Origin of the sequence: Enterococcus eurekensis, assembly GCF_042654605.1 — a bacterium.
In the GTDB taxonomy this organism is placed as follows: Bacteria; Bacillota; Bacilli; order Lactobacillales; family Enterococcaceae; genus Enterococcus_I; species Enterococcus_I eurekensis.
Genome location: NZ_JBHSGT010000020.1, coordinates 75,243 through 98,834 on the forward strand (window position 1 = coordinate 75,243; position 23,592 = coordinate 98,834).

A 23,592-nucleotide genomic window follows, 5' to 3' on the forward strand; every position below is an offset into this window, starting at 1 on the left:
TAGCTCTCTATGTCTTGTAAAGTTTCTCAACTATTCGCTATGAAAATGTATTTTTATTCATTTAGAAAGAAAATAAAAATTAACTAGCTTGCAAAAAACTAGTTAATTTTCATTACTATATTAATTTAAATTATATTTTTGAAATGGTAAAACCTACTGCTTTTTCACCTAAGTGTGTCCCTACTACTGGACCAAAGTGAGCAATTTCAATAGAGATCTCGGGATATTTTGCTTCGATTTTCGCTTTTTCTTGCAATGCAACTGCTAAGTTATTCCCATGTATAATTGTTAATTTAAGTGGTGCTTCCATTGTTTCGATATGTTGTCCGATGACATCTTCAATTCGGGCAAAAGCTTTTTTACTTGAACGAATTTTTTCGAATAAAACGATTTTACCTTCTTCAAATCTCAAAACGGGTTTAATTTTCAATAATCCAGCAACTAAGGCTGCACCATTGGTCAGTCGCCCACCACGTGCTAAGTTATTCAGGTCTTCAACAATGAAGTAAACATGTAGACTATCACGAATGAAGTCAAGTTTTTGAATAATTGTTTCCACTGATGCACCATCTTCGGCCAATCTTAACGCCTCAATAACCATATGTCCCATAGGTGTACTTGTTATTTTCGAATCATATGGAATCACTTTAACACCATTGATACTATCGGTTATCCCATATAAATTTTCAATAAAACCTGAAATTCCACTTGATAAATGGATACTGATAATCGTATCGTAACCTTGTTTGCCTAATTTTTCATATAGCTCTAAAGTTTCACCTAGAGAAGGTTGTGAAGTTGTCGGAAACTCTTTACTATTTTTCAATAGTTCATAATATTCATCTGATTCAATATCAATTCCTTCATTGTATAATTTTCCATCCAAAATAACAGGAATTGGAATAATATATAAATCCGGATGATTTTTTATTTCTTCTGGTAAAAAAGCAGTACTATCTGTAACTATTGCTAATTTCATTTTTAATCCTCGCTTCAAAAAATTTCAAACGTCTTATATAATATAGCATAGATTTTCCTAATAATGGAATGCTTTTACAATTAATTCCCAAAAAACTTTTCAATTGCCTGGCGATTCACGTCATAATCGACAAGCAAAACACTGCCAGCCTCATAAGATTGTCCGTAATCCCAAGAATTTTCAACCGGTATTGTCAAACGTTCAATACCTGAACTGCCTTTTAAAATATTGAATGAATTTCGAACCAAAAAACTAGTTGGCAAGTTCGTCGCAGTAAAACCTAATGTTTTTCCAGCAGCATAAGGTAATTTAATCGCATTCAACGGATTTTTCAATTGAGAGAATATCGCCGTCATCACTTGCTGTTGGCGACGGACACGACCGAAATCGCCTTCTTCATCCATTCGAAATCGAGCATATTGTAACAGCGTATGCCCATCCATTTGCTGTTGGCCCTTTGTAATTGGAACATCTAGATAGGTACTCATGTCTTTTTCTGCGTCGATTGCCACCCCACCTGGGAACAAGGTGTCAATAATTTTTGAGAAATCTTGAAAATCAACCACTGCATAATATTTCGTTTCAATTCCAAAGTTTTGTGATAATGTTTGTCTAAGTAATTCTGCCCCACCAAACGCATACGAGGCATTAATTTTATTTTCTCCGAAACCTGGAATTGTCACATACGTATCGCGCATAAAGGAAATAAGTTTCGGCTTTTTAGATGGACCATCAATCTGTAAAATCATAATAGTGTCAGCCCGAGCAGTTTCCCCTTCTCGGCTATCATTCCCAATTAATAAAATATTATTTGCACCATTACTAGCGGTGAAACCGTTAAATGTTTCTTCTGAAGAAGTCGAATCGACCGCTTTAGCTGATATTTTACCTAGAATAAATGATCCACCAATAAATAATAGCAATAAAATGATTAGGTATAATATTCGGCTTAAGCAGCCGCCACGACGCTTACGTTTCTTCTCTTTTTTTGGTTTGACTTTCGGGGGAATCGTTTGTTTTCCTCGCGGTATCTCATAATGAGGACGAGGCTCTTGGTATATTTCGTTTGTTTCTTCTGAATAGTAAATCGGTTCCTCCTCCCAGTTTTCTTCTTCAACGATTTTGGAGGATTTTCTTGAATAGGGATTTTTCTTTGCCTTTGCTTCTTTACGTTCTAATTCCTCATGGACATGCTTATAACGTTCCATCCGACTCATTTCATCGCCACCTATCCTAAATTAATTATCTATAGCATACCTTACCTCATTCATAAAATAAATCATTCCATTGCTAATTTTAAGATTTATTAAAAACATCACACATTTAATCGTGACAATACTACAAAAAAGCCGAGCATAAATTCACTCAGCTTTCCTTAACGATCGTTACCGGATAGATTCCTAACTCTGTCACAATACCACCTAAAAGCCGTATCTCATCAATCGCGTTTGCTAATAATTGTTCATTTTGATTAATTAGTAAATCAAAAACAAAAAAATACTCTCCTAAACTTGTCTTAAGTGGACGTGATTCAATTTTTGATAAATCCAAATGACGCCAAGCAAAGGCCGCTAAAGCTTGATGTAAAGACCCCGGTACATTATTTGGCATTTGTACAAATAACGTTGTTTTCATTTCTCCTTGAAGGCTTGTTGGGACAACTTGATTGCTCAGTCCAATTATCCAAAAACGAGTTTGATTAAAAGCGTTATCTTGAATGTCTTCCGAAAAAATCGTTAAACCATATTCTTTAGCCGCTTTTTTTGAGGCGATGGCCGCTAATTCATCATCTGGATGATTGGCAACATATTGGGCCGCATAAGTTGTCGATGAAACGGCTTCTAGAAGACAATCAGGATATTTATCGGTCAAAAACTGTTGAGACTGCGCAATCGCTTGTGGATGCGAAAGAATTTTTGTAATCTTTTTCGTTCCTGGTGCTACCAGTAACTGTTGATGAATCGGTAAAACAATTTCACCAATAACTTTTAATCCGCCTAAGTGGAACAAGCGATCAATACTGTCATTTACAGAGCCTTCTAAAGAATTTTCAATAGGAATAACTGCACAATCAACAGCGCTACTATGTACAGCTTGAATACAGGAAACAATCGTTTGATAGGCAATTAAATCTTCTATATCAAAACAGCTTTGGGCTGCTTGATCAGTAAATGAATTTTTAGGACCTAAATAACCAATTTTCACTTAAACACCTACTCTATCGATAATTTCATTTGCGATTGTTTCAACCATTTTTCCAGTATTTTCAATTTCAATTGTCGAAACAGCTTCGTAAAGGGACGCTCTACTTTCATAAATCTTCTGAAAATCTTGTTGCGTATGATTTAAAAATAAAGGGCGCAAATTTTGTGAATCATTTTTAATCCGAGTAACCAACTCTTTAAAGGGAACGGTTAAGTAAACAACGTGTTGAAAGTTTTTTAATTGTTGGCGGGTAGCTTCCTGTAAAACAATCCCACCACCAGTTGAAATGATGCCTTCTTGGTCATTTAAAGAGGCTAAAACTTGAGCTTCTAATTCTCTGAAATAAGATTCCCCATACTGCTCAAAGATTTCAGGAATGGTTTGATTGACGCGTTCCTCAATCAATTGGTCTGTATCAATCAATGGAAGTTGCAAAATGGTTGCAAGTTCGTGACCAATCGTCGTCTTACCTGCTCCCATAAAACCAACTAAGACAATTTGTTGCATTTATGTCATCCCTTTCGTTAACTTTAACGAGCTGTTAAGTGCTCAACATCTTCAAAAAATCTTGGATATGATATCGCAATTGCTTCTGGTTTTTCTAATGTGACAACTTCCTTCGTCAATAATGCTGCCACTTGTAACATCATCCCAATACGATGATCTCCTAAGCTTGAAACTGCACCACCATGGAGTGCGGTAGGGCCATGAATAATTAAACCATCTGCTGTTGCTTCGATATTGGCGCCTAATTTATTTAATTGCTCACAAGTCGCATCGATTCGGTTGGTTTCTTTAACTTTTAACTCTTCGGCATCTTTGATAATCGTTGTACCTTCCGCTTGAGTCGCTAATAAGGCAATGACTGGTAGTTCATCAATTAAGGTTGGAATAATATCGCCACCGATCACAATTCCTTTAAGTTTAGATGTTTCAATCTGAATATCGGCTGCTTGATTCTTTTCATCAATATTATCCAGTCTGACCTGTGCACCCATTTGTTCTAACACTTTCAAAATACCCGTTCTCGTTGGATTAATCCCGACATTCGTTAAAGTAATTTGACTTTCAGGTACAACAGCACCTGCTGCTAAAAAGAAGGCGGCCGAAGAGATATCTCCGGGAACAGTTATTGCTTGTCCGGTTAATTTTTGTGGTCCGGTTAATTTGATTTCTTTACCATTTTGGTGAATCTCACCACCAAATTGACGAATCATTTCTTCAGTATGGTTTCGAGAAGCTTCTTTTTCGATGATTGTGGTCGTCCCTTGCGCTTGTAGTGCAGCAAATAATATAGCTGATTTGACTTGAGCACTAGCGACTGGCATTTCGTAGGTCATTGATTGTAAGTTTGAAGAGCCAGCAATCGTAATTGGTGGAAATTCTGTTTCTTGATTACCAGTAATTTTGGCACCCATTTTTTGTAATGGTAACATCACGCGGTTCATTGGTCTTAAACTTAATGAGTCATCGCCGTATAATATCGTTTGAAAAGGACAAGTATTCAACATCCCCATCATTAAGCGAATCGTTGTTCCAGAATTCCCTACATCTAAAGCGTGATTAGCAGCTTCTAGTCCCTCAATTCCTTTCCCTTGTATCGTAATTACTTCACCATCATCTTGCATCTCAACTCCTAGGGCCTGAAAAGCATGCATTGTATTAAAGCAATCTTCCCCCCGCAAAAAGTTTTTGATGGTTGTTGTTCCGTGAGCTAAAGCGCCAAACATAATACTACGGTGGGAAATCGACTTATCTGCCGGAACTTCAATCACGCCTTTTAGTGGACTTTTTGAAATTAATTGCATTTGTTACCTCCTATTTAATCCAACAACGGTACGGTGTTTTCTCAGTGATTAACTGTTGGCCGATATATTGGTCTTTTTGATTTTTGAAACTTAATTGTAAGACACCGATAATTTCTTCTCGTGTTTCCAAAATGCGCAAGTTGACTAATGATAAACTAGCCGTACCTAACAACGAAGTCACCTCACCGATAATACCTGGAGAGTCTGGGATATCAATAAATAAGTCATAAAAAGCAGGAATACTCCCTTTTTGATGAATCGGTAGTCGTTCGCGTGTATCTCGGGCCCGTTCAAAAAAATTAAAAATTGCTGGACTATTACTTTGTGTTAACCAGTCACGAACAGTCGTCATACGGTGTTGCCATTGATCAATGAATTCAATTAAGACTTCTCGATTACTTAATAAAATATCCGTCCACATTTGTGGGTCAGATGAAGCAATACGGGTAATGTCACGAAAACCACCCGCTGCTAATTGTTTCGAACGCGGATAAGTCAAATTAAATTGATCAGCTTGATTAACTAGTGCCGCTGCGACAATGTGGGGGAAATGACTAAGCATCCCCGTAATTTGATCGTGTTCCGTTGCTGACATCGATAAAAACTTCGCTTTTGTGCCTTTTAATAATTCTTTTAAACACGTTTCATTTTCAGTCGTTGTTTGATGATTGGGCGTCAAGATATAATAAGCCTCTTCAAACAAACGTTCGTCTCGCGCCTGAATTCCTGATTTGTGTGAACCTGCCATCGGATGTCCGCCAATAAATAAATAAGGTTGTTGACTTGCAAAAGCCATAATCTCTTCTTTCGTACTACCGGTATCCGTAACAAGTACTCCTTTACGTAAAGCAAGCGTTGCTAGTTTCGCTAGGTAGCTAAGTGAGGTTTTAACAGGTACCGCTAAAATAATAACATCGGCCACAATGGCATTTTCGTCAAAACTTGGAAGAATAATATCAACTATGTCTTCAGTCAGCGCGGTAGCCTTTGTCTCATCTAAATAATCCCAACCGTACAAGACACAATCTGGCTGTGCCGCTTTGATACAGCTGGCTAAAGAGGACCCAATTAGTCCTAAGCCAACGATTAATACGTTTTTTTGCATGTGGTCCTCCTTAATGATTAATAGTTTTTTAAATATTCGCGATAATCTGCCATCGCTTGTGCTAATTCTTCAAATGAATCACTTGGGAATTTCTCTAAAATCTCATTGGCGATAACTGTTGCCACCACACTTTGTGCTACGACACATGCGGCAGGGACGGCCGTGCTATCTGAACGCTCGATACTTGCTTTATAGACTTCTTTAGTATTAATATCAACACTTTGTAATGGTTTATATAACGTTGGAATAGGTTTCATGACACCACGAATCACAATCGCTTCACCATTGGTCATGCCACCTTCAAAGCCGCCAAGATTGTTACTACGTCTAGTATAGCCTGTTTGCTCATCCCATAAAATTTCATCCATCACTTCTGAACCTGGTAGGACACCAGCTTCAAAACCAACACCAAATTCAACGCCTTTAAATGCATTAATACTAACCATCGCTTGCGCTAATTTACCATCGAGTTTTTTATCCCATTGAACGTAGCTACCTAATCCAGCAGGAACCCCTCCAACTAAGACTTCAACGACACCGCCAATCGTATCGCCTTTGCGCTTCGTCGCATCAATTAACGCTTTAATTTCTTCTTCAACTTCAGGATCTAAGACACGAACTTCTGATGCTTCTGCACGTTCGTAAATCTCTTTAATCGTTAGTCCTTCTGGAATCGATGCTTTAATGCCACCTAACATCGTCACATGACCAGCTACATCAATATCTAGCGCCTTTAATAAGGTTTTAGCAACTGCTCCTACCGCCACTCGCATGGTCGTTTCACGTGCAGATGAACGCTCTAGTACATTTCGTAAATCTCGGTGATGGTATTTCATCCCCCCAACTAAATCTGCGTGTCCAGGTCTTGGACGTACGACTTGTCTTAAACTGCGTTTTTTATCTTCGACATCTTCGATACTCATTACCGTACGCCAGTTTTTCCAGTCATCGTTTTCAACGCTTAAAGTAATTGGAGAACCAAGTGTTTTACCATGCCGGATTCCCGATGTAATACGAACCTTATCTTTTTCGATGAGCATTCTTCCGCCGCGACCATACCCGGTTTGACGACGAAAAAGCTCAGTATTAATATCTTCAGCCGTTAATGATAACCCGGCTGGAATTCCTTCAATAATTGCTGTTAATTCTGGACCATGTGATTCTCCTGCTGTAATGTAGCGCATAAGTAAATCCCCCTTTTATTATGAACGAATGTAATCGCGAATGTTTTCAATTGGAATTGAAACGATTTTTGCTTCACCAATCTGTTCTAGTAAAATAATTTTTAGTTGTTTGCCTCGAGCTTTTTTATCGTGGGTAATTGCTTGATAAATGGCCTCTTTTTTTGCCTCCAGCTCAGGATAATCTGTCGGTAAATGGAATCGTTGGAGCATCTTTTCCATTTTTTCAGTTATTCCACTAGGACTCAATTTTGAATGTTCTGCTTGGCGACACATCAGCATCATCCCAATCGCAACGGCTTCGCCATGGCTAACCACGCCATAACCCGCCGTATTTTCAATACCATGTCCAATTGTATGACCAAAATTGAGTAGCAAGCGACTCCCATGATCAAACTCATCTTCTTCCACAACAACTTTTTTAACATGTAGCGCGAGAGGAATCACTTCTTCAGCGCGTGCAAGTAAGGCATGCTCGTCTTCCATTGTCTCAAGTAAGTCCCATAAAATCGAATCAGCAATCGCTCCGGCTTTAACGACTTCAGCGATACCTTCACGTAAGCGACGGTCATCTAATGTTTTAAGTGTTTCTGAATCAATCAAAACACCTTCTGGTTGCGAAAAAGTTCCAACGAGGTTTTTCGCGTTTTGAGTGTTAACCGCTGTTTTTCCACCAATACTTGAATCAACTTGAGCTAATAATGTTGTTGGAATTTGCAGAAAATGCAACCCACGCATATACGTTGAAGCGACAAAACCGGTTAAATCACCAATTACACCACCACCTAAAGCGATGATACCATCACTTCTTGTATAACCGGCTTTAGCTAATTGATCATACAACTGTGTTGCTTGAATGAGTGATTTGCTTTCTTCTCCAGCTGGTACAACAAATAAGTCTGCAGCAAATCCTACATTTTGCAATTGTTGCTTAACGTCTTCACCATAGAGGTCGACAACGTTACTATCGGTAATAATCGCAATTTTTTGTGGTTGCCATAATGATTTAACCCATTGTCCGACTTCTGATAGCCCGCCTTTTTTGATAAGAATTTCATACGTATGATTCGTAAGTTGAATTTTCATCCTTAAACATTCCTTTGTTAGTTATTTTCGATTTGACGAATTGTTTGCATCGCATCGACTAATAAATCGACTTCTTTCATCATCTTCAAGTAATTTTTTTCATTTAACGATTGGGGACCATCTGACCACGCATTGGCTGGGTCTGGATGAATCTCAACAATCATACCGTCTGCGCCAGCAGCAACACCTGCACGAGCCATTGGTGAAACTAAATCCCAAACGCCTGTTCCGTGACTTGGATCAACAATAATTGGGAAGTGACTCATTTTTTTAATAATTGGCACAGCGCTCAAATCAAAAGTGTTCCGTGTCGCTGTTTCGTATGTGCGAATTCCACGTTCGATAAAGATAACTGGACTTTTCTCTTCAACGGCAATGTACTCTGCAGCATTTAACCACTCGTCAATTGTTCCAGAAATTCCACGTTTTAAGCCAATTGGTTTTCCTGTTTTACCAACAGCTGATAATAACTTGTAGTTTTGCATATTGCGGGCACCTATTTGAATAATATCTGTGTACTTAGCCACTAAATCAATATGAGCTTCATCCATCACCTCAGTAATGACTTTTAAGCCAAATTCATCCGCTGCTTGACGCATAATGATTAAACCTTCTTCTTCTAAACCTTGGAAAGCATAAGGCGAGGTTCTCGGTTTGAATGCGCCACCGCGTAAAATTTGTGCTCCACCGGCTTTAGCCATTCGAGCACTCTCGCGAATTTGGTCTAAACCTTCAACAGAACATGGCCCAGCCATGGTCACAAAGCTACCATCACCAATTTTAACGCCGTCGACATCGACAACAGTATCATCCGGGTGGAATTCACGTGAACTTAATTTGTACGTGTTACTAATTCTGACAGTTTTATCAACACCTTCATAACTACGAAAAGCAATATCTTGAATCGAACGTGTGTCGCCTAATAAGCCGATTACTACTTGTTCACTACCTGTATTTAATTGGTAATCCAAACCACTTTCTTTAATTCTTTTTACCACTGTTTCAATTTGTCCATTTGTTGCTCCTGGTTTCATAATAACGATCATTTATATTTCCTACTTTCTGTTTTTAGTTGTTTTATTTTAATAAAGCTTTTTTTACTAATTCAATCGGCATCGGCTCGTTCGTCCAAAGTTCAAAGGCAACTGCTCCTTGATGGATGAGCATCCCTAAACCATTCATTGTTTTAGCCCCAATTTTTCTAGCCTCGATTAATAATTGGGTTGCTGCGGGGTGATAAATAATGTCACTGACAGCTAAGTCAGCGTGTAAGTCACTGAGTTTAATCAATGGAATTTGTCCAGCAAGTTCACCCATGCCAACGTTTGTCGCATTAATCAAAAGACAGCTCCGCTGGCAAGCGGCTGTAATTGCTGATTGATCATTAGCTTCAATTAAATTTAATCGACAAGCTGTCTTTTTCTCGATTTCTTTGATTTTTTCCACCATTTTCGAAAAATTCGCACTTTTTCGACTAATAATATTAATCGTTTGCACACCGTCTAGAGCAGCCTGGCAAATAATGGCTGTTGCCGCACCTCCTGCACCTAAGATGGTGATTTCCTTTTCGCGAGTATTCAATTCAAGTTCTTCAAGACTTCGCATAAATCCTAGACCGTCTGTATTATGACCGATTAGCTTTCCTTGATCGTTGACAATTGTATTAACGGCTCCGATTAATTGTGCTTCTGGCGAAAGTTCATCCAGTAGCGCTAAAACGTTTTGTTTGTGCGGCATCGAAATATTGGCACCGATCAAATCCAGACTTCGGATTGCTTGAATGCTAACTTTTAAATCTTCGGGTTTGATATCAAATGCTAAATAACGAGCATCGATTCCAGATTCTTTAAAAGCGATGTTATGCATTTTAGGAGAAATACTATGACGGGCGGGACTCGCAAAAAAACCAACAAGTCGTGTCTCTCCGGATATTTCAATGTTTTTTGTCATGTCATTCCTCCTTTCAAAATAAAAAAGATGCCTACTGAAAACGAATCGTCTACAGTGGGCATCTTTATACTTGTACAGATGTATAAAAAAATATAAAAAGCCACTATAGATATTTAATCATCTACGGCGGCTGTTGTGTCATTACAAATTCCCCTAGCCATCATAGATACAAACGTTGCGTTTGTATCCATAACTACATGAATACAAACCTACCTAAAATAGCTAAAGTAATAATTATTCAGTTGTGATTGATGTGAGTTTAACATACGTAATCGCTCCAAACTGATTTAAGATATGAGCTTAGTATAGGAGTTTGATGAGAAGATGTCAACACTTTTTTCATTAATTTTTTAAAAAATGATTTCTTCAAAAAAGTGAAGCAGATCAGTCAAAGTTAGTTTTTCCTTTTCTTTTTGGTCTAAATCCTTAATAATCTGCCCTTTTTGTAAGAGAATCAAACGGTTTCCATACTTTAAGGCGTCTTCCATTCGATGAGTAATCATGAGACAAGTGAGATTTTCCTCAGAAATCTTTTGATTTGTTATCTCCATTAGTTGCTTCGCCGTTTTAGGATCTAAAGCAGCCGTATGTTCATCTAATAACAACAGTTCTGGTTTCTTTAAGGTCGCCATCAGTAAACTAAGGGCTTGGCGTTGTCCCCCAGATAAATTGCCTGTTGGCGTATCTAAATGATTTTCTAAGCCATTACCAATCGCTTGACATAACTCAAAGTAAAAAGGTTTTTGTTGCTTGATGCGACGTAAGCGTAAACCTCTTTTCTCCCCACGTTTTTGCGCTAAAAATAAATTTTCAGCAACCGTCATCCGAGGAGCTGTCCCCATTTTTGGATCTTGGAAAACTCGGGCAATCGAGGCCGCTCTTTTTTCTTCTGATAATGCTGTGATGTCGGTTCCTCCTAAAAGAATTTGCCCCTGTGTTACATCCAATGTACCAGAAATACTATTAAATAGCGTACTTTTTCCAGCACCATTACCACCTAAAACCGTGATAAAGTCACCCGGTCGAATCGTTAAATTAACGGCATCAAGCAAGGTCTTTTGTTCTTTAGGACCGTTATTGATAGTCTTCGTTACATTTTTTAATTCAAGAATACTCATTTTGAAAGACCTCCTTTCTCAAATCCTGTCTTCAATTGCAATTTCTCTTTGAAACGTGGAATTAATAAACATAAAGTTAAAATCATCGCCGAGAATAGTTTTAAATAGGTCGTATCAAACCCTAAACGAATCACTAGTAAAATTAACAGTTGATAAATAATGCTTCCGAGAACAATCGCTACGAGACGTTCAAAGAAAGTTAATTCCCCAAATAAGACTTCACCAATGATAATCGAAGCTAACCCAATGACAATTACACCGATTCCTTTGCTAACATCCGCATAACCGTCATTTTGAGCAATTAATGCTCCACTTAGAGCAATTACTCCATTAGATAAAACCAGACCGATAATTTTCATCCGATCTGTCGAAATACCTAAAGAACGTGCCATTTCCTCATTATCCCCAGTCGCAATGTAGGCTTGTCCAAAATCCGTATTAAAAAAGAAATATAACAAACCAATAATTAAACTACTGGCAATTAAGCCAAGTAATATCGTGTCATAATTTTTAGGAATAGAATCATTGCGGAAAAAATCTAAAATATTCTCTTGATTTAGCAATGACAAATTGGGACGCTTCATTACAAAAAGCATCACGGCATTTAAGGCGGACATCACTAAGATTCCTGATAAGATAACTGGAATTTTCCCCTTCGTGTAAAGTAAACCGGTCACTAGTCCGGCCAACATCCCGGCAATAATTGCCAGCCCAGTCGCAGCTAGTGGTGGGAAACCTGCAACAATCGCTGCGACCGAGACTGCCCCGCCGAGTGGAAAGGAGCCTTCTGTTGTCATATCTGGGAAATTCAAAATCCGATAAGTCATAAAAATTCCTAAACCTAAAACGCTCCATAATAACCCTTGTCCAATTGATGAAAAAATCATTTACTGTCCCCTCCTACAATCACTGCATCTGCTTTTAATTTTTCTGGAATCTCGATTTGTAAAAATTCCGCTTGTTTTTCATTTAAGATTAAATCACCTTCAGTAAACGTATAAATAGGTGTTGTCGCTGGTTTGGCTTCTCCTCGTAAGACACTAGCTGCCATTTTACCTGCTTGTACTCCGATTGAAAATTGATTGATACCAATAGTGGCTAAACCACCTTCGGCAACCATTGTATCCGCCGAAGTAATAATCGGAACTTTTAGTTTATTCGCTTCGTTAACGACTGCTGGCATGGCATTGGCGATGATATTGTCTAGTGGGATATAAATAAAATCGACTTGCTGCGCCATTACTTGAACGACTTGACTAACCTCATTGGTTGAAGGAACTGAGAATTCTTCGGTTGATAGACCTAATTCCTTGGCAATTTTAACGGCTTCCGCTACTTGATATTTTGAATTGTCTTCAGCCGAAGAATACAAAATCCCAACCTTTTTAGCATCCGGCAACAGTTCTTGCGCTAACTTTAATTGTTCAAGTACAGGTGCTTTGTCAGATACCCCTGTGATGTTTGCACCAGGTTTTTCCATATTATCAACGAGACCGGCACCAACGGGATCCGTCACTGCGCCTAAAATAATCGGTAATTCATTTGTTTGATTCGCTAACGCTTGCGCTGCAGGTGTTGCAATTCCCACTAAAATATCTGATCCTTGATTAATTAGTTGTTGACTCATTGTCGTTAACTTACTTTGATCGGCTTGTCCGTTTTGAAAAACAATTTCTAAGTTTTCGCCTTCAATTAAGCCGCTTTCTTTCAATCCTTCTCGTACACCTGCCGTAATTTGATCGAGTGCAGGATGACTAACAAATTGTAATAAGCCAACTTTGTAGCTAGTTTTTGCGTCAGCATCAGATGTGTTCGTTATCGAGCTCGTTGTCTTTGCTTGCTGTTTTCCTTCAGTGAAAAACCCAACTACTAAGACTAAAAATAATACTGCTAGCGTAAAGATAAACCCTTTGTTTTTAAACATTTAACATTCTCCTTTTTTTATAATAAAAAAACAACAGTCGTATCTTGTACGGCTGTTGTAAAAAACAAAAAACCGCATAGTCTTTCGTCTATGCGGGTAAGAATCATTTAGATACCGACATAGATACACTGTTTAGAAAGTACTCTAAAAAGTCGTATCTATGGAATGAAAGAATCCATCAATACAACTTACCTACGCCAAGTTTGCCATGAGTTATGCAATTGTGAGTTATAAGTTGTGTTCGCCATGATGATTCCTCCTCTTATTTGATGATGCTAGCGTACCCTAGGACAGAATAATTGTCAATAAGAATCTTTATTGCGTTTTTTCGGTTTCTAAAGTTTTTGTGTTCCACATCGGTAAACGATTTAGTTCGGGCATCAATTCTTCATTCGGCACTTCTAAAGCTTCATACGTGAAGCGGTTCTTTTCTACGCCTTTCTCAAAGAAAACAAACGTCATTTGTTCCGAATTGACTTTATATTTTTTAGTTAATTCTTCCACATTGTAAACAATTGGATAAAAATAAATTGATCGGTTTAATTCTTTTTCTTTCTCAGAAATCAACTGAAACATCTCTTGATACTTTTTAGCTGATGGACTCGCAAAGACAACTGTCACTGCGGGTTCTTTTTCAATCACAGTTAAATCCGTTAACGGTTCAATAATTTTTGATGAGACACTTGGAAAAACCAAAGTTTCTAATTGTTCGGTTTGAATTTGTTTTCTAGCTGAAACGACGGATAATGATAGTAACAATCCAACAATTAAGATTAAAAAAATCGATAAATAAAACTTTTTTGGTTGGTTGTTTACTTGCTGTAAAAAAGCTTGTCTTTGATTAGTCATTCGTTGTTTCCACGAGGTGAAGATCTTTTTTTCTGTCATTATTGTTCTCCTCCTCATTTTTACTTCTTGTAGCTTTATCTTATCAATTGTCGTATATTCTCGTCAAGATTCTTTACTCAAATAAAAAAATAACAATCGGCCTTTAACAAAACTAGTCAGTTGATTTGATATTTGCTATAATTAGTTGAATACCAACTATTTTAAAGGAGAGGTTTTATTTGAAGAATCACCTACTCGTATTGCTCACCCCTTTTTTTGAAATGCTTGTACTTATTCTTTATATTTTATGTGTCTTGGTGCTTCTTTGGGGAATTGTGTTAGCGATGAAAGATTTTCTCACTTCTGAAATGAGCCACCCTACACTAAAAAAATCGGCTTATGTGTTAACTGGTATTCGTAGTTTTTTAGGAAGTTACATTTTACTCAGTTTAGAAATTTTAATTGCGGCAGACATTGTCCATTCAATTATTAACCCTTCTTTACAAGATTTAATTACGCTCGGTTCTATGGTTGCTATTCGAACGGTCATGGCTTATTTCTTACATAAAGAGATGCTCGATGCTAAAAAAGAACAGCAAGAAGAGGACGCAAAAATCCAATAACATGGTAATAGTTTAGAAAAGCAGATTGGAACTATGGGCTTTTTTAAACTATTTTTTAATGAGACTAATTTTGAAATGAGGGAATTTCATGTCTTTTGACGGTATTTTTACCCATCTAATGATTCAAGAACTGAATCAACAATTAAAAGGTGGTCGAATTAGTAAAGTCCACCAACCTTATTCCAATGAGCTTGTACTAGTCATTCGCTCACAAGGAAAGAACCATAAATTATTACTATCTGCCCATCCTAGTTATGCAAGGATTCAACTCACCAATATGAGTTATCAAAATCCAGATACGCCACCAAATTTTGTGATGATTTTAAGAAAGCATTTAGACGGTGCGATTTTAGAAGAGATTAAACAAGTTGAAAATGATCGTATCATCCACTTCACCTTCACTCATCGTAACGAGCTCGGTGATTTAGAAAATCTTGTATTAATTGTAGAATTAATGGGACGACATAGTACGATTTTGTTATTAAATCAAGCAACCAATAAGATTTTAGATACCATTAAACACATAGGTAGCTCACAAAACACTTATCGCGCGTTACTACCAGGAGCTACCTATGTCGCACCACCTGAAGCAAAAGGCTTAAATCCGTTTCATTTGTCAGATGTGCAAGCATTCAGTCAGTTATCATCTTTACAGGAAATCAATCCAAAGACTATTCAGCAACTTTTCCAAGGTTTTGGGCGCGATACTGCAACGGAACTAGCAACCCGTTTACAAGCTAATCCTAATGAAAAATTACGTGTTTGGCAACAATTTATGGCGCAATTAAAAACTTTGGAACCAACGCTGATACAAACGAAACAAAAAGAATATTTTACGCCTTTTCTCTTTGAGTCATTAATCACTCAAGAAGATACGACCGTAACAACCTTTACCAATTTAAGTAGTCTATTGGATGGTTTTTATCACGATAAAGCTGAGCGTGATCGCGTAAAACAACAAGGCAGCTTATTAATAAAAAAAATAACAAATGAAATCAAACGTAATGAAGGCAAGCTTGAAAAACGCGAGGCAACCTTATTAGCTGCTGAAAATGCCGAGGATTTACGACAACGTGGCGAGTTACTTACCACCTTCTTACATCAAATTCCTCGTGGTGTTGCCAGTGTCGAATTAGAAAATTATTATGAAGAAAATGCGCCGATTACTATCGTTTTAGATCCGGCGCTATCCCCAAATCAAAACGCGCAGAAGTACTTCCAGAAGTATCAAAAATTACGAAATGCGGTTAAACTAGTCGGTGAACAAATCGAAGAAACAAAACAAGAGATTGCTTACTTACAAAGCGTCCTCACCCAATTAGAATTGGCCGGACCAATGGATTTAGAATTAATTAAAGAAGAATTGATTGAAGAAGGTTACGTTAAAAGCTCTTTTGTTAAACAAAAACGTCAAACGAAAAAATCACAACCCGCGAAATTCATTGCCAGTGATGGCACCGAGATTTTGGTTGGTCGTAACAATTTACAAAATGACCAACTGACCTTGAAAACAGCTAAAAAAACCGAATACTGGTTACATGCTAAAGATATTCCTGGTTCACACGTTATTATTCGTAGTACAGATCCTTCTGAACAAACAATTTTAGAAGCCGCTGAACTTGCAGCTTTTTATTCAAAATATCGCCATTCTGCACAAGTCCCCGTCGATCTTGTACAAGTCAAACATATTCGAAAACCAAATGGTGCTAAACCAGGCTATGTCATTTATGAGAATCAAAAAACCTATTATATGACACCAGTTGAAGAAAATATCGAGAAATTACGTCAATAAGTAACCCGAGGCTAACCAAAAAGTATAAAATAGAAATCCTATGAAATCAGTTTATTAACATTGATTTCATGGGATTTTTCTATTTTGATACCTGAATGATTTTTACCTAATACCTCAATTTGGGCAGCTTCTATTTCTCTTCACTAAAGCTATTAATATAAGTAGGAACATCAGATAACTTATCTAATAATATGGGATCTTTTTGTAGCGTTGGGATATTTAGGTAATTTTGATTGTTAGTCAAAATTATTAAACCGTCGTTATCGTTAATAGAGTCTAAAATATAAGCATGTTCAGTTGATTTTTCATATTCTCATCGATCATATTCTTTTCCCTCACGATATATCATATATTCCCCTTCTCTATCAAAGGAAATTTGCGTCTTTTGATTGTCGTTTGAACTACCAAAAGAACCAATTATATTAGGGACTATATTATTGAACAAATAAAAAACAAATACGATTGAAATCAATAAAGTAACCAGAATCATGACTATTGTCGATTTATGTTTCACATACTACACCTTCTTATACTATTGTATTATCACTGTCGATAATCTTCCTAAATCGATACTAACACTAACTTCCTGCAAAGCCTGCACTTACGCTAACTGTAGGACCACTCTAGCTGACCAAAAGAATGCCCCTTCTGTAGTAAATGTGGTAGACTTTTAGGTCAGACTTTTGTGATTATTCAGACAATCGTTTGATTGATAACAGGAGAAAAATTCTGCTCGGAAAAATATTTTTTTACATCTCACTACTCTATTTATTTTTGACTGAGAATTTCTTTTTTACGGAACAAAACAATCGCTTCAATCAAATCTACGGGTAATGGTTGGTTGTAAGGTAATTGAATCGCTCCTTTGCTCGTCTTATAATTTTGTAATCGCTCCTTAAAAGCAGTGATTGCAGACAGCGTTGGATAGAAACCTAGATGATTTTTAGCCGGTGCAAAGTGTACCACGTTTTCGTGAAGATAAAATGTCGGCAATCATTTGAAGATAGCACTAGCGACTCGAAGAAAAACACCTTGTACCCACTGCGTCAAAAGACGAAATGTGAATTACTCTGGTTTAGTGCTTTAGCACTTAACTAGAGTTTGAAGCTTTCGAGCTGAGTTGTCACGCAGATCCTGATATTGTATCCGTAACTCACTACGTTCGAACGGCTCCAACAACTACAGGCTCTATTAGAGGTCATGAAATGAGCGAATAGTGACGAGTAATAAGCAAAGAATCGTTTGAAAGTGTTTTGTACTTTCAAAAAGATTATGGCTTATTACCGAGTCGCTGCTCATTTCATATCGTTTCGAAGCGGTCTCTCAGCTTTCGCCAACAAGGGTAAGCGATAAATAGCTAGGTACCTGTGATTCCTGACGTTCTCCGGTTAAACTTAAGATATATTAAGTAATCAGGAGGTTTTTAATTTGGAAAAAAATAAACAGTCTATCGTACCTGTAATCTTGCAGAATGATCAAAATAATCGTCGAACCGTTGAAAAGTCCTTGCCACAGAAGTTAGTAGCACATTTAAAAAGCAGTCAGACCGAGCTACTTATATATGAGGGGATTAAACAATCGACATTGAAAATTCTCCTCACGGAGATGTCAATTAATGAAGCTCATTGATTTTACTCAAGTAGAAAATATCTTCATTGTCTGCGGAAAAACAGATATGCGTCGCCAAATTGATGGATTAGCTGCAACGATTACTGAAGAATATGATATGGATGTTTATAACGATGCTCTCTTTCTCTTCTGTGGTGGAAATAAAGATCGGTTCAAAGCTCTTTATTGGGAAGGTGACGGCTTCCTTCTCTTACATAAGCGCTTAGAGAACGGTAAATTGAATTGGCCTCGTAATCAGAACGAAGTTCAAAAATTAACGACACAACAGTTACGTTGGCTTTTAGAAGGATTATCTATCAATCCTAAAATCTCCATTAAACCTGCAATAAAAGGGAGTATAGCCTAAGAAACGAGAGAGAAATTGATAAAAAAATCAATGGCTCTCTCGTTTTCTTCTTCTGATTATAGTAAAATTTAATTATTATTTATGTGAGGAGAAGTAATCATGTCTAAAAAGAGTGAGAAACAGTTTGAAGTGATTATTGAAAAGCTAGATCAGCTTTTAGAAGAAAATAAACAACTAAAGACAACAATCGCTCAAAAGGACGATGAGCTTTCTTTACAGAAAGAGCAAATTGAATTCCTTACTCAAAAACTTTATGGTCCTAAAAAAGAAACATTGAAAAATAATCCTAATCAGGGAAACCTATTCGATGATAACTTTTTTAACAAACCAGAGCAGACTGGTGGTCAAAGCAATAACGATGAAATCATAGTCACGAAGGTTGTCCGTCGAAAGAAACGCAAAGGACTAAAAGATCAGAAGTTATCATTTCTTCCTACGGTTGATCATATACATGAAATTGAATCCTGCAGCTGCCCGACATGTGAAGAAACAATGAAAGAAGTATCGACGCAGTTGATTCGTCAGGAAGTAAAATTTATTCCAGCAAAAATTGAGAACCACAGACATTTTCAAAAAACATATGCGTGCGCGAACTGCGAGAAAAGCGGTACGCGGACTCCTTTTGCAAAATCTGAAATTCCAAAACTCCCGTTGAATAATACAGCTGCATCTGCATCACTTATAGCGGAAACCATGTATCAGAAGTTTGAGCAAAAAGTCCCAGCCTATCGACAAGAGGCATATTGGGATCTACTTGGTTATCCAATACCCCGCCACACCATCACAAATTGGCACATTAAAACGTCTCAGTATTATTTTGAAGAACTCGTGGCTGAAATGCGACAAGAACTCCTTAACCAAAAAGTTCTACACGCCGATGAAACGACATTCAAAGTACTAAACGATAAGGAACGACAAAAATCCTATATGTGGTTGTTTAGTACAGGAAAATACAGTGAGCGTGCTATACATATTTTCAAGCTTGGTCCCTCACGTAGCGGATCCGTTCCCAGGGATTTCTTAGAGAATTATACTGGCTATCTTCATAGTGATGGATTCTCTGGGTACAATCATCTTCCAGGAATGACGATGATTGCCTGCTTGGCACATATTCGACGGAAATTCTATGATGCACGTCCAAAGAATTATTCTAGTAAAAGCGTGGCTCATAAAGGCGTCACGTTGTGTAACGAATTGTTTGCACTGGATAAGACGTTAAATAGTTTAACCGTAGAGGACCGTTATGAACAGCGGATGAAGATAGTGAAACCTAAACTTGAAGCATTCTTCGAATGGTGTGACTCTATACACGCTCATGGAAAACTTGGGACAGCAATCACTTATGCACTGAATCAAAAAGACCGCATGATGAATGTCTTGAGTGATGGTCGCCTTGTGCTTTCCAATAATTTAGCTGAACGTGGAATCAAGTCGCTCGTCATGGGAAGAAAGAACTGGTTGTTCTCAAAATCTTTTGACGGTGCACATGCCGTTGCGACTATTTTAAGTCTGGTCGAAACAGCTAAATCCAACGGATTACATCCTCGAAAGTATCTTGATTACTTATTAACTTATCTGCCAAACCGACAAAATACACCTTTGGCGGCTTATTTACCATGGAATCCAAAGGTTCAACTGGAATGTCGATAGACATTCCGTCTATTTTAGTATTCGGACATCTCTTAGTATAGAGGTGTCTATTTTTTATTTATAGGTACTCAACTATTCATCGCTTACCAACAAGGTGATTTTTCGCAGGGGAGCGGGAGGCTCGGCCCCTCTTTTCTAATGTCAAAAAATCGACAGAGAAACAAATTTCTCTACCGATTTTGACGATTATTTTTACTCATTTTGGACCCATCAACACACTTTGACGAATAACCATAATAAAATGGCGCAGATTGAATCAATAATCTGCGCCTTTTACTATTATTTATTTAACCAGTTTACTGGATCTTTTTTCCAGTTTGCTAAAAGTTCTAAATCTTTTTCTTCGATATAGTTCGCTTCTAGTGCACTTTCTAATAACGTTGTGTAATTTGTTAAGGTTACTAAAGGAATTTGAGCATTTGCAAAATTTTCTGATCCTTTTGGTAATTCATAAGTGAAGATTGCTGCGACACCTACAACATCTGCTCCTTCGCGTTTGGCTGCTTCACAAGCTTCTAAAACACTACCGCCAGTTGAAATTAAATCTTCAACAACGACCATTTTTTGACCTTCAGTAATACGACCTTCGATTTGATTGCCTTTACCGTGTTCTTTCGCTTTACTGCGGATATAAACCATTGGTAAATCTAAAATTTCTGCAATCCAAGCTGCATGTGGAATCCCTGCTGTTGCTGTACCAGCAATCACTTCAACATCTGGAAATTCAGCCTTAATTTTTTCAGCTAATCCTTGAGCAATTTCACGACGTACAGCAGGATAGCTCATCGTCATACGGTTATCACAATAAATTGGGCTTTTTAAGCCACTCGCCCAAGTAAATGGCTTTTCTGGACTTAAAAAGACGGCTTCAATTTTTAATAAATCTGCTGCAATTTTCTTTTCTAAAGTTGACATTTATTTTACTCCATTCCATTCGTTTTTAATCGCTTGATAGGCTTCATATGGATTTTCTGCTTGAGTGACTGGACGGCCAACAACTATCGCATTTGAACCAATTTCCTTCGCTAAAACGGGTGTCACTACACGTTTTTGGTCTCCAACTGCTGCCCCTGTTGGACGGATGCCTGGTGTTAAACACATAAATGTATCCGAGGTTACACCATGAATTTTTCCAGCTTCTAAAGCCGAGCAAACAACACCATCTAAGCCCGCTGCTTGAGTACATTTCGCATAGTTTAGCACGCTTTCTTCCAAACTAACTGTGATTAATTGATCGTGTTGCATTTGTTCTTCTGAAGTCGAAGTCAGCTGTGTCACAGCAATCAATTGAGGAATTGTTTGACCTTCTGGCGTTCCTTTAACTAGTCCAGCTTTAGCTGCTGCCATCATTTCAATTCCACCTGCAGCATGTACGTTGGTAATTGCTACGCCTAAGTTAGCAATTCTTTCCATCGCACGGCTAACCGTATTAGGAATGTCGTGTAATTTTAAATCTAAAAAGACATCATGCCCAAGTGAACGTAACCAACGAACAATTTCAGGACCTTCTTGATAAAAAATTTCCATACCAACTTTTACAAATAATTTTTCTTTCGTTGGGAATAAACTTAAAAAGGTTTCAATTTCAACTCTTGATGGAAAATCTAAGGCAATAATTGGTCGGTTTATCATGCTTCACGGGCCTCTCTAACTTCTTTAATTAATTGTTCTAGTGACTCAATCCCTAATTCTTTCATACGAACAGGTAATTCTGCGATTAATTTCGGACAAATGTAAGGATCCGTAAAATTAGCCGTACCAATCCCTACAGCACTGGCACCTGCTAAATACATCTCAATCACATCATCGACTGTCATAATTCCACCCATCCCAATAATTGGTAGTTTTGAAATAGCTGCCACTTGATTGATTAAACGAATAGCTACGGGTTTGATACTTGGACCAGATAAACCACCGGTACGATTGGCTAAAATCGGTTGACGAGTTTTTAAATCAATTCGCATGCCAAGTAGCGTGTTAATCATTGTAAAACCATCCGCACCTCCTGCTTCAATCGCTTGGGCAATCGGTACGATATCCGTAACATTTGGTGATAACTTCACATAGACAGGAACTTTTGAAACTTTTTTGACTGCTTCGGTCAATGCACCCGCAACCATTGGATCAGTTCCAAAAGTAATGCCCCCTTGTTTAACGTTCGGACAGGAAATATTTAATTCAATCGCTTTGACGTTTGGCGCTTGACTAATTTCGCGACAAACAGTCACATAATCATCTTCCGTCGATCCTGCAACGTTAGCAATAATTGGAAATCCCGGATGACTTTTCGCTAAATCAGGTAAAATTTCTGTCATCACGACTTCTAGTCCAGGATTTTGTAAACCAATTGCGTTTAACATACCACTTGGTGTTTCAGCAACCCGAGGTGTCGGGTTACCAAAACGTGGTTCAGGGGTAGTTGCTTTAATCATGACTGAACCTAACTGACTAATATCATAATATTTGTTGTATTCTTTACCGAATCCAAAACAACCACTTGCTGGAATGATTGGATTTTTTAAATCTAAACCGGGTAGTTTGACTGCTAAAGGATTTGTTGTCATTACAGTACCACCTTTCCAGCTGGGAAGACTGGACCTTCGTCACAGACTTTCACACTTTTCAGTCCAGTTTCATCATCTTTCAATTTGCAAACACAAGCGTAACACGCACCAATTCCACAAGCCATCCGTGATTCTAGCGACAATTGAACATTTTCCACTTCACTAGCAAATTTAGCTTCTACGGCTTTTAATAAGCCGTTACTACCACAAGAAAAGACTGCGTTTGCTTGTTCGCTAACTAAATCGAAAAGATGTCCAACATTTCCATGTACACCATGTGTGCCATCATCCGTTGCAATATAGGTTGGACCTAAGGCTTTAAATTCGTCTTCATAGTACAAGACTTCTTTTGAAGCATAACCCAAGAAGTGAATCGGTTTGACCTTTTTAGCAACCAGTTGTTTTGAAAGTTCGTACAATGGCGGAATACCAATTCCCCCACCAATGATAAAGGCGACATCTCCTTCATTTAGATGATCAATTACGAAACCATTTCCTAACGGGCCCATAACATCGATTAAGTCACCTGCCTGCATTTCAGAGAAGATTTTCGTTCCATCTCCTTCGACACGGTAAATAATGCGGCAAGTTCCCTCCTCTTGATTAATGTCATTGATACTTATTGGACGACGTAATAACAAAGCGCTATCTGGAACACGGATGTGTAAAAATTGACCAGGTTGGTCCATTTCTTTGACAAGCTCTCCTTTAAGCGTCATTTCATAAATTCTCGGGGCAAGTAATTGCTGTGAAGTGATTTCCATCATCTCTACTTTCATGAGATAATCTCCTTTCAAGATATAT

24 protein-coding genes are annotated in these 23,592 nt (G+C 37.8%); 5 read left to right on the forward strand and 19 right to left on the reverse strand.

Going from position 1 to position 23,592, the window contains the following annotated elements:
- Positions 1-130: 130 nt before the first annotated feature.
- The 14 genes from ACFO3L_RS03460 to ACFO3L_RS03525 all read right to left on the reverse strand — a co-directional run bounded on the left by ACFO3L_RS03460 (position 131) and on the right by ACFO3L_RS03525 (position 14,244).
- The gene (locus ACFO3L_RS03460) at positions 131-979 is read right to left on the reverse strand and encodes a DegV family protein (RefSeq protein ID WP_379963867.1); all 849 of its coding nucleotides are present in this window, start codon (positions 977-979) and stop codon (positions 131-133) included.
- A gap of 80 nt (positions 980-1,059) precedes the next feature.
- Entirely contained in the window at positions 1,060-2,196 is a 1,137-nt protein-coding gene (locus tag ACFO3L_RS03465; protein WP_379963869.1) for an LCP family protein, read from the reverse strand.
- A 148-nt stretch (positions 2,197-2,344) separates the two neighbouring features.
- Positions 2,345-3,184, reverse strand: coding sequence for a prephenate dehydratase (pheA, locus tag ACFO3L_RS03470; RefSeq protein WP_379963871.1), 840 nt, complete (start codon positions 3,182-3,184; stop codon positions 2,345-2,347).
- Positions 3,185-3,691: a shikimate kinase gene (locus ACFO3L_RS03475; protein WP_379963873.1), complete on the reverse strand. Its 507-nt coding sequence runs from the start codon at positions 3,689-3,691 to the stop codon at positions 3,185-3,187.
- A gap of 23 nt (positions 3,692-3,714) precedes the next feature.
- Positions 3,715-4,992 carry a 3-phosphoshikimate 1-carboxyvinyltransferase gene (gene aroA, locus ACFO3L_RS03480; protein ID WP_379963875.1) on the reverse strand — a complete coding sequence of 426 codons (1,278 nt, stop codon included), beginning with the start codon at positions 4,990-4,992 and terminating at the stop codon, positions 3,715-3,717.
- 10 nt (positions 4,993-5,002) lie between these two features.
- The gene (locus tag ACFO3L_RS03485) at positions 5,003-6,097 is read right to left on the reverse strand and encodes a prephenate dehydrogenase (RefSeq protein WP_379963877.1); all 1,095 of its coding nucleotides are present in this window, start codon (positions 6,095-6,097) and stop codon (positions 5,003-5,005) included.
- A 17-nt stretch (positions 6,098-6,114) separates the two neighbouring features.
- Complete coding sequence (gene aroC, locus ACFO3L_RS03490; RefSeq protein ID WP_379963879.1) at positions 6,115-7,281, reverse strand: chorismate synthase; 1,167 nt, start codon at positions 7,279-7,281, stop codon at positions 6,115-6,117.
- An 18-nt stretch (positions 7,282-7,299) separates the two neighbouring features.
- On the reverse strand, positions 7,300-8,364 hold the full coding sequence (gene aroB, locus ACFO3L_RS03495; RefSeq protein WP_379963881.1) for a 3-dehydroquinate synthase: 1,065 nt from the start codon (positions 8,362-8,364) through the stop codon (positions 7,300-7,302).
- A gap of 17 nt (positions 8,365-8,381) precedes the next feature.
- Entirely contained in the window at positions 8,382-9,410 is a 1,029-nt protein-coding gene (gene aroF, locus ACFO3L_RS03500) for a 3-deoxy-7-phosphoheptulonate synthase (RefSeq protein ID WP_379963883.1), read from the reverse strand.
- 31 nt (positions 9,411-9,441) lie between these two features.
- Positions 9,442-10,314, reverse strand: coding sequence for a shikimate dehydrogenase (gene aroE, locus ACFO3L_RS03505; RefSeq protein ID WP_379963885.1), 873 nt, complete (start codon positions 10,312-10,314; stop codon positions 9,442-9,444).
- Positions 10,315-10,664: 350 nt separating this feature from the next.
- Positions 10,665-11,432 (reverse strand): ABC transporter ATP-binding protein, encoded by a 768-nt coding sequence (locus ACFO3L_RS03510; protein ID WP_379963887.1) that lies wholly within the window; start codon positions 11,430-11,432, stop codon positions 10,665-10,667.
- Positions 11,429-12,319 carry an ABC transporter permease gene (locus ACFO3L_RS03515; RefSeq protein ID WP_379963889.1) on the reverse strand — a complete coding sequence of 297 codons (891 nt, stop codon included), beginning with the start codon at positions 12,317-12,319 and terminating at the stop codon, positions 11,429-11,431. The genes ACFO3L_RS03510 and ACFO3L_RS03515 overlap by 4 nt, the downstream gene beginning before the upstream one ends.
- Positions 12,316-13,356: a tryptophan ABC transporter substrate-binding protein gene (gene trpX, locus ACFO3L_RS03520; protein WP_379963891.1), complete on the reverse strand. Its 1,041-nt coding sequence runs from the start codon at positions 13,354-13,356 to the stop codon at positions 12,316-12,318. The genes ACFO3L_RS03515 and trpX overlap by 4 nt, the downstream gene beginning before the upstream one ends.
- Before the next feature lie 315 nt (positions 13,357-13,671).
- Positions 13,672-14,244, reverse strand: coding sequence for a hypothetical protein (locus ACFO3L_RS03525; protein ID WP_379963893.1), 573 nt, complete (start codon positions 14,242-14,244; stop codon positions 13,672-13,674).
- Positions 14,245-14,423: 179 nt separating this feature from the next.
- On the opposite strand from ACFO3L_RS03525, the gene ACFO3L_RS03530 reads away from it, so the two are divergent.
- Both ACFO3L_RS03530 and ACFO3L_RS03535 read left to right on the forward strand, forming a co-directional pair.
- Entirely contained in the window at positions 14,424-14,807 is a 384-nt protein-coding gene (locus ACFO3L_RS03530; protein WP_379963895.1) for a DUF1622 domain-containing protein, read from the forward strand.
- Positions 14,808-14,895: 88 nt separating this feature from the next.
- Positions 14,896-16,599 (forward strand): NFACT RNA binding domain-containing protein, encoded by a 1,704-nt coding sequence (locus ACFO3L_RS03535; protein ID WP_379963897.1) that lies wholly within the window; start codon positions 14,896-14,898, stop codon positions 16,597-16,599.
- A gap of 768 nt (positions 16,600-17,367) precedes the next feature.
- Here the strand turns inward: ACFO3L_RS03535 and ACFO3L_RS03540 are convergent.
- Positions 17,368-17,592: an iron chaperone gene (locus tag ACFO3L_RS03540; RefSeq protein WP_379963899.1), complete on the reverse strand. Its 225-nt coding sequence runs from the start codon at positions 17,590-17,592 to the stop codon at positions 17,368-17,370.
- Between the two features lie 435 nt (positions 17,593-18,027).
- On the opposite strand from ACFO3L_RS03540, the gene ACFO3L_RS03545 reads away from it, so the two are divergent.
- From ACFO3L_RS03545 to tnpC, 3 genes are all read left to right on the forward strand, one after another.
- A complete protein-coding gene (locus ACFO3L_RS03545) occupies positions 18,028-18,228 on the forward strand; it encodes a hypothetical protein (RefSeq protein ID WP_166163642.1) in 201 nt (66 codons plus the stop codon).
- Positions 18,215-18,574 (forward strand): IS66 family insertion sequence element accessory protein TnpB, encoded by a 360-nt coding sequence (gene tnpB / locus ACFO3L_RS03550; RefSeq protein WP_273232502.1) that lies wholly within the window; start codon positions 18,215-18,217, stop codon positions 18,572-18,574. Before ACFO3L_RS03545 ends, tnpB begins: the two co-directional genes overlap by 14 nt.
- 99 nt (positions 18,575-18,673) lie before the next feature.
- Positions 18,674-20,224 carry an IS66 family transposase gene (tnpC, locus tag ACFO3L_RS03555; RefSeq protein WP_379963902.1) on the forward strand — a complete coding sequence of 517 codons (1,551 nt, stop codon included), beginning with the start codon at positions 18,674-18,676 and terminating at the stop codon, positions 20,222-20,224.
- Between the two features lie 279 nt (positions 20,225-20,503).
- Here tnpC and pyrE read toward each other — a convergent pair whose 3' ends face one another.
- The 4 genes from pyrE to ACFO3L_RS03575 are packed head-to-tail and all read right to left on the reverse strand — an operon-like array spanning position 20,504 to position 23,567.
- Positions 20,504-21,139 carry an orotate phosphoribosyltransferase gene (gene pyrE / locus ACFO3L_RS03560; protein ID WP_379963904.1) on the reverse strand — a complete coding sequence of 212 codons (636 nt, stop codon included), beginning with the start codon at positions 21,137-21,139 and terminating at the stop codon, positions 20,504-20,506.
- Positions 21,140-21,856 carry an orotidine-5'-phosphate decarboxylase gene (pyrF, locus tag ACFO3L_RS03565; RefSeq protein ID WP_379963906.1) on the reverse strand — a complete coding sequence of 239 codons (717 nt, stop codon included), beginning with the start codon at positions 21,854-21,856 and terminating at the stop codon, positions 21,140-21,142.
- Positions 21,853-22,788: a dihydroorotate dehydrogenase gene (locus ACFO3L_RS03570; RefSeq protein ID WP_379963908.1), complete on the reverse strand. Its 936-nt coding sequence runs from the start codon at positions 22,786-22,788 to the stop codon at positions 21,853-21,855. Before ACFO3L_RS03570 ends, pyrF begins: the two co-directional genes overlap by 4 nt.
- Complete coding sequence (locus ACFO3L_RS03575) at positions 22,788-23,567, reverse strand: dihydroorotate dehydrogenase electron transfer subunit (protein WP_379963910.1); 780 nt, start codon at positions 23,565-23,567, stop codon at positions 22,788-22,790. The genes ACFO3L_RS03570 and ACFO3L_RS03575 overlap by 1 nt, the downstream gene beginning before the upstream one ends.
- Positions 23,568-23,592 lie beyond the last annotated feature (25 nt).

Coding starts and splice junctions, on each gene's coding strand:
- ACFO3L_RS03460 (WP_379963867.1), bottom strand. CDS start 979: ATGAAATTAGCAATAGTTACAGATAGTACTGCTTTTTTACCAGAAGAA.
- ACFO3L_RS03465 (WP_379963869.1), bottom strand. CDS start 2,196: ATGAGTCGGATGGAACGTTATAAGCATGTCCATGAGGAATTAGAACGT.
- ACFO3L_RS03475 (WP_379963873.1), bottom strand. CDS start 3,691: ATGCAACAAATTGTCTTAGTTGGTTTTATGGGAGCAGGTAAGACGACG.
- aroA (WP_379963875.1), bottom strand. CDS start 4,992: ATGCAATTAATTTCAAAAAGTCCACTAAAAGGCGTGATTGAAGTTCCG.
- ACFO3L_RS03485 (WP_379963877.1), bottom strand. CDS start 6,097: ATGCAAAAAAACGTATTAATCGTTGGCTTAGGACTAATTGGGTCCTCT.
- aroC (WP_379963879.1), bottom strand. CDS start 7,281: ATGCGCTACATTACAGCAGGAGAATCACATGGTCCAGAATTAACAGCA.
- aroB (WP_379963881.1), bottom strand. CDS start 8,364: ATGAAAATTCAACTTACGAATCATACGTATGAAATTCTTATCAAAAAA.
- aroF (WP_379963883.1), bottom strand. CDS start 9,410: ATGATCGTTATTATGAAACCAGGAGCAACAAATGGACAAATTGAAACA.
- aroE (WP_379963885.1), bottom strand. CDS start 10,314: ATGACAAAAAACATTGAAATATCCGGAGAGACACGACTTGTTGGTTTT.
- ACFO3L_RS03510 (WP_379963887.1), bottom strand. CDS start 11,432: ATGAGTATTCTTGAATTAAAAAATGTAACGAAGACTATCAATAACGGT.
- ACFO3L_RS03515 (WP_379963889.1), bottom strand. CDS start 12,319: ATGATTTTTTCATCAATTGGACAAGGGTTATTATGGAGCGTTTTAGGT.
- trpX (WP_379963891.1), bottom strand. CDS start 13,356: ATGTTTAAAAACAAAGGGTTTATCTTTACGCTAGCAGTATTATTTTTA.
- ACFO3L_RS03525 (WP_379963893.1), bottom strand. CDS start 14,244: ATGACAGAAAAAAAGATCTTCACCTCGTGGAAACAACGAATGACTAAT.
- ACFO3L_RS03535 (WP_379963897.1), top strand. CDS start 14,896: ATGTCTTTTGACGGTATTTTTACCCATCTAATGATTCAAGAACTGAAT.
- tnpB (WP_273232502.1), top strand. CDS start 18,215: ATGAAGCTCATTGATTTTACTCAAGTAGAAAATATCTTCATTGTCTGC.
- tnpC (WP_379963902.1), top strand. CDS start 18,674: ATGTCTAAAAAGAGTGAGAAACAGTTTGAAGTGATTATTGAAAAGCTA.
- pyrE (WP_379963904.1), bottom strand. CDS start 21,139: ATGTCAACTTTAGAAAAGAAAATTGCAGCAGATTTATTAAAAATTGAA.
- pyrF (WP_379963906.1), bottom strand. CDS start 21,856: ATGATAAACCGACCAATTATTGCCTTAGATTTTCCATCAAGAGTTGAA.
- ACFO3L_RS03570 (WP_379963908.1), bottom strand. CDS start 22,788: ATGACAACAAATCCTTTAGCAGTCAAACTACCCGGTTTAGATTTAAAA.
- ACFO3L_RS03575 (WP_379963910.1), bottom strand. CDS start 23,567: ATGAAAGTAGAGATGATGGAAATCACTTCACAGCAATTACTTGCCCCG.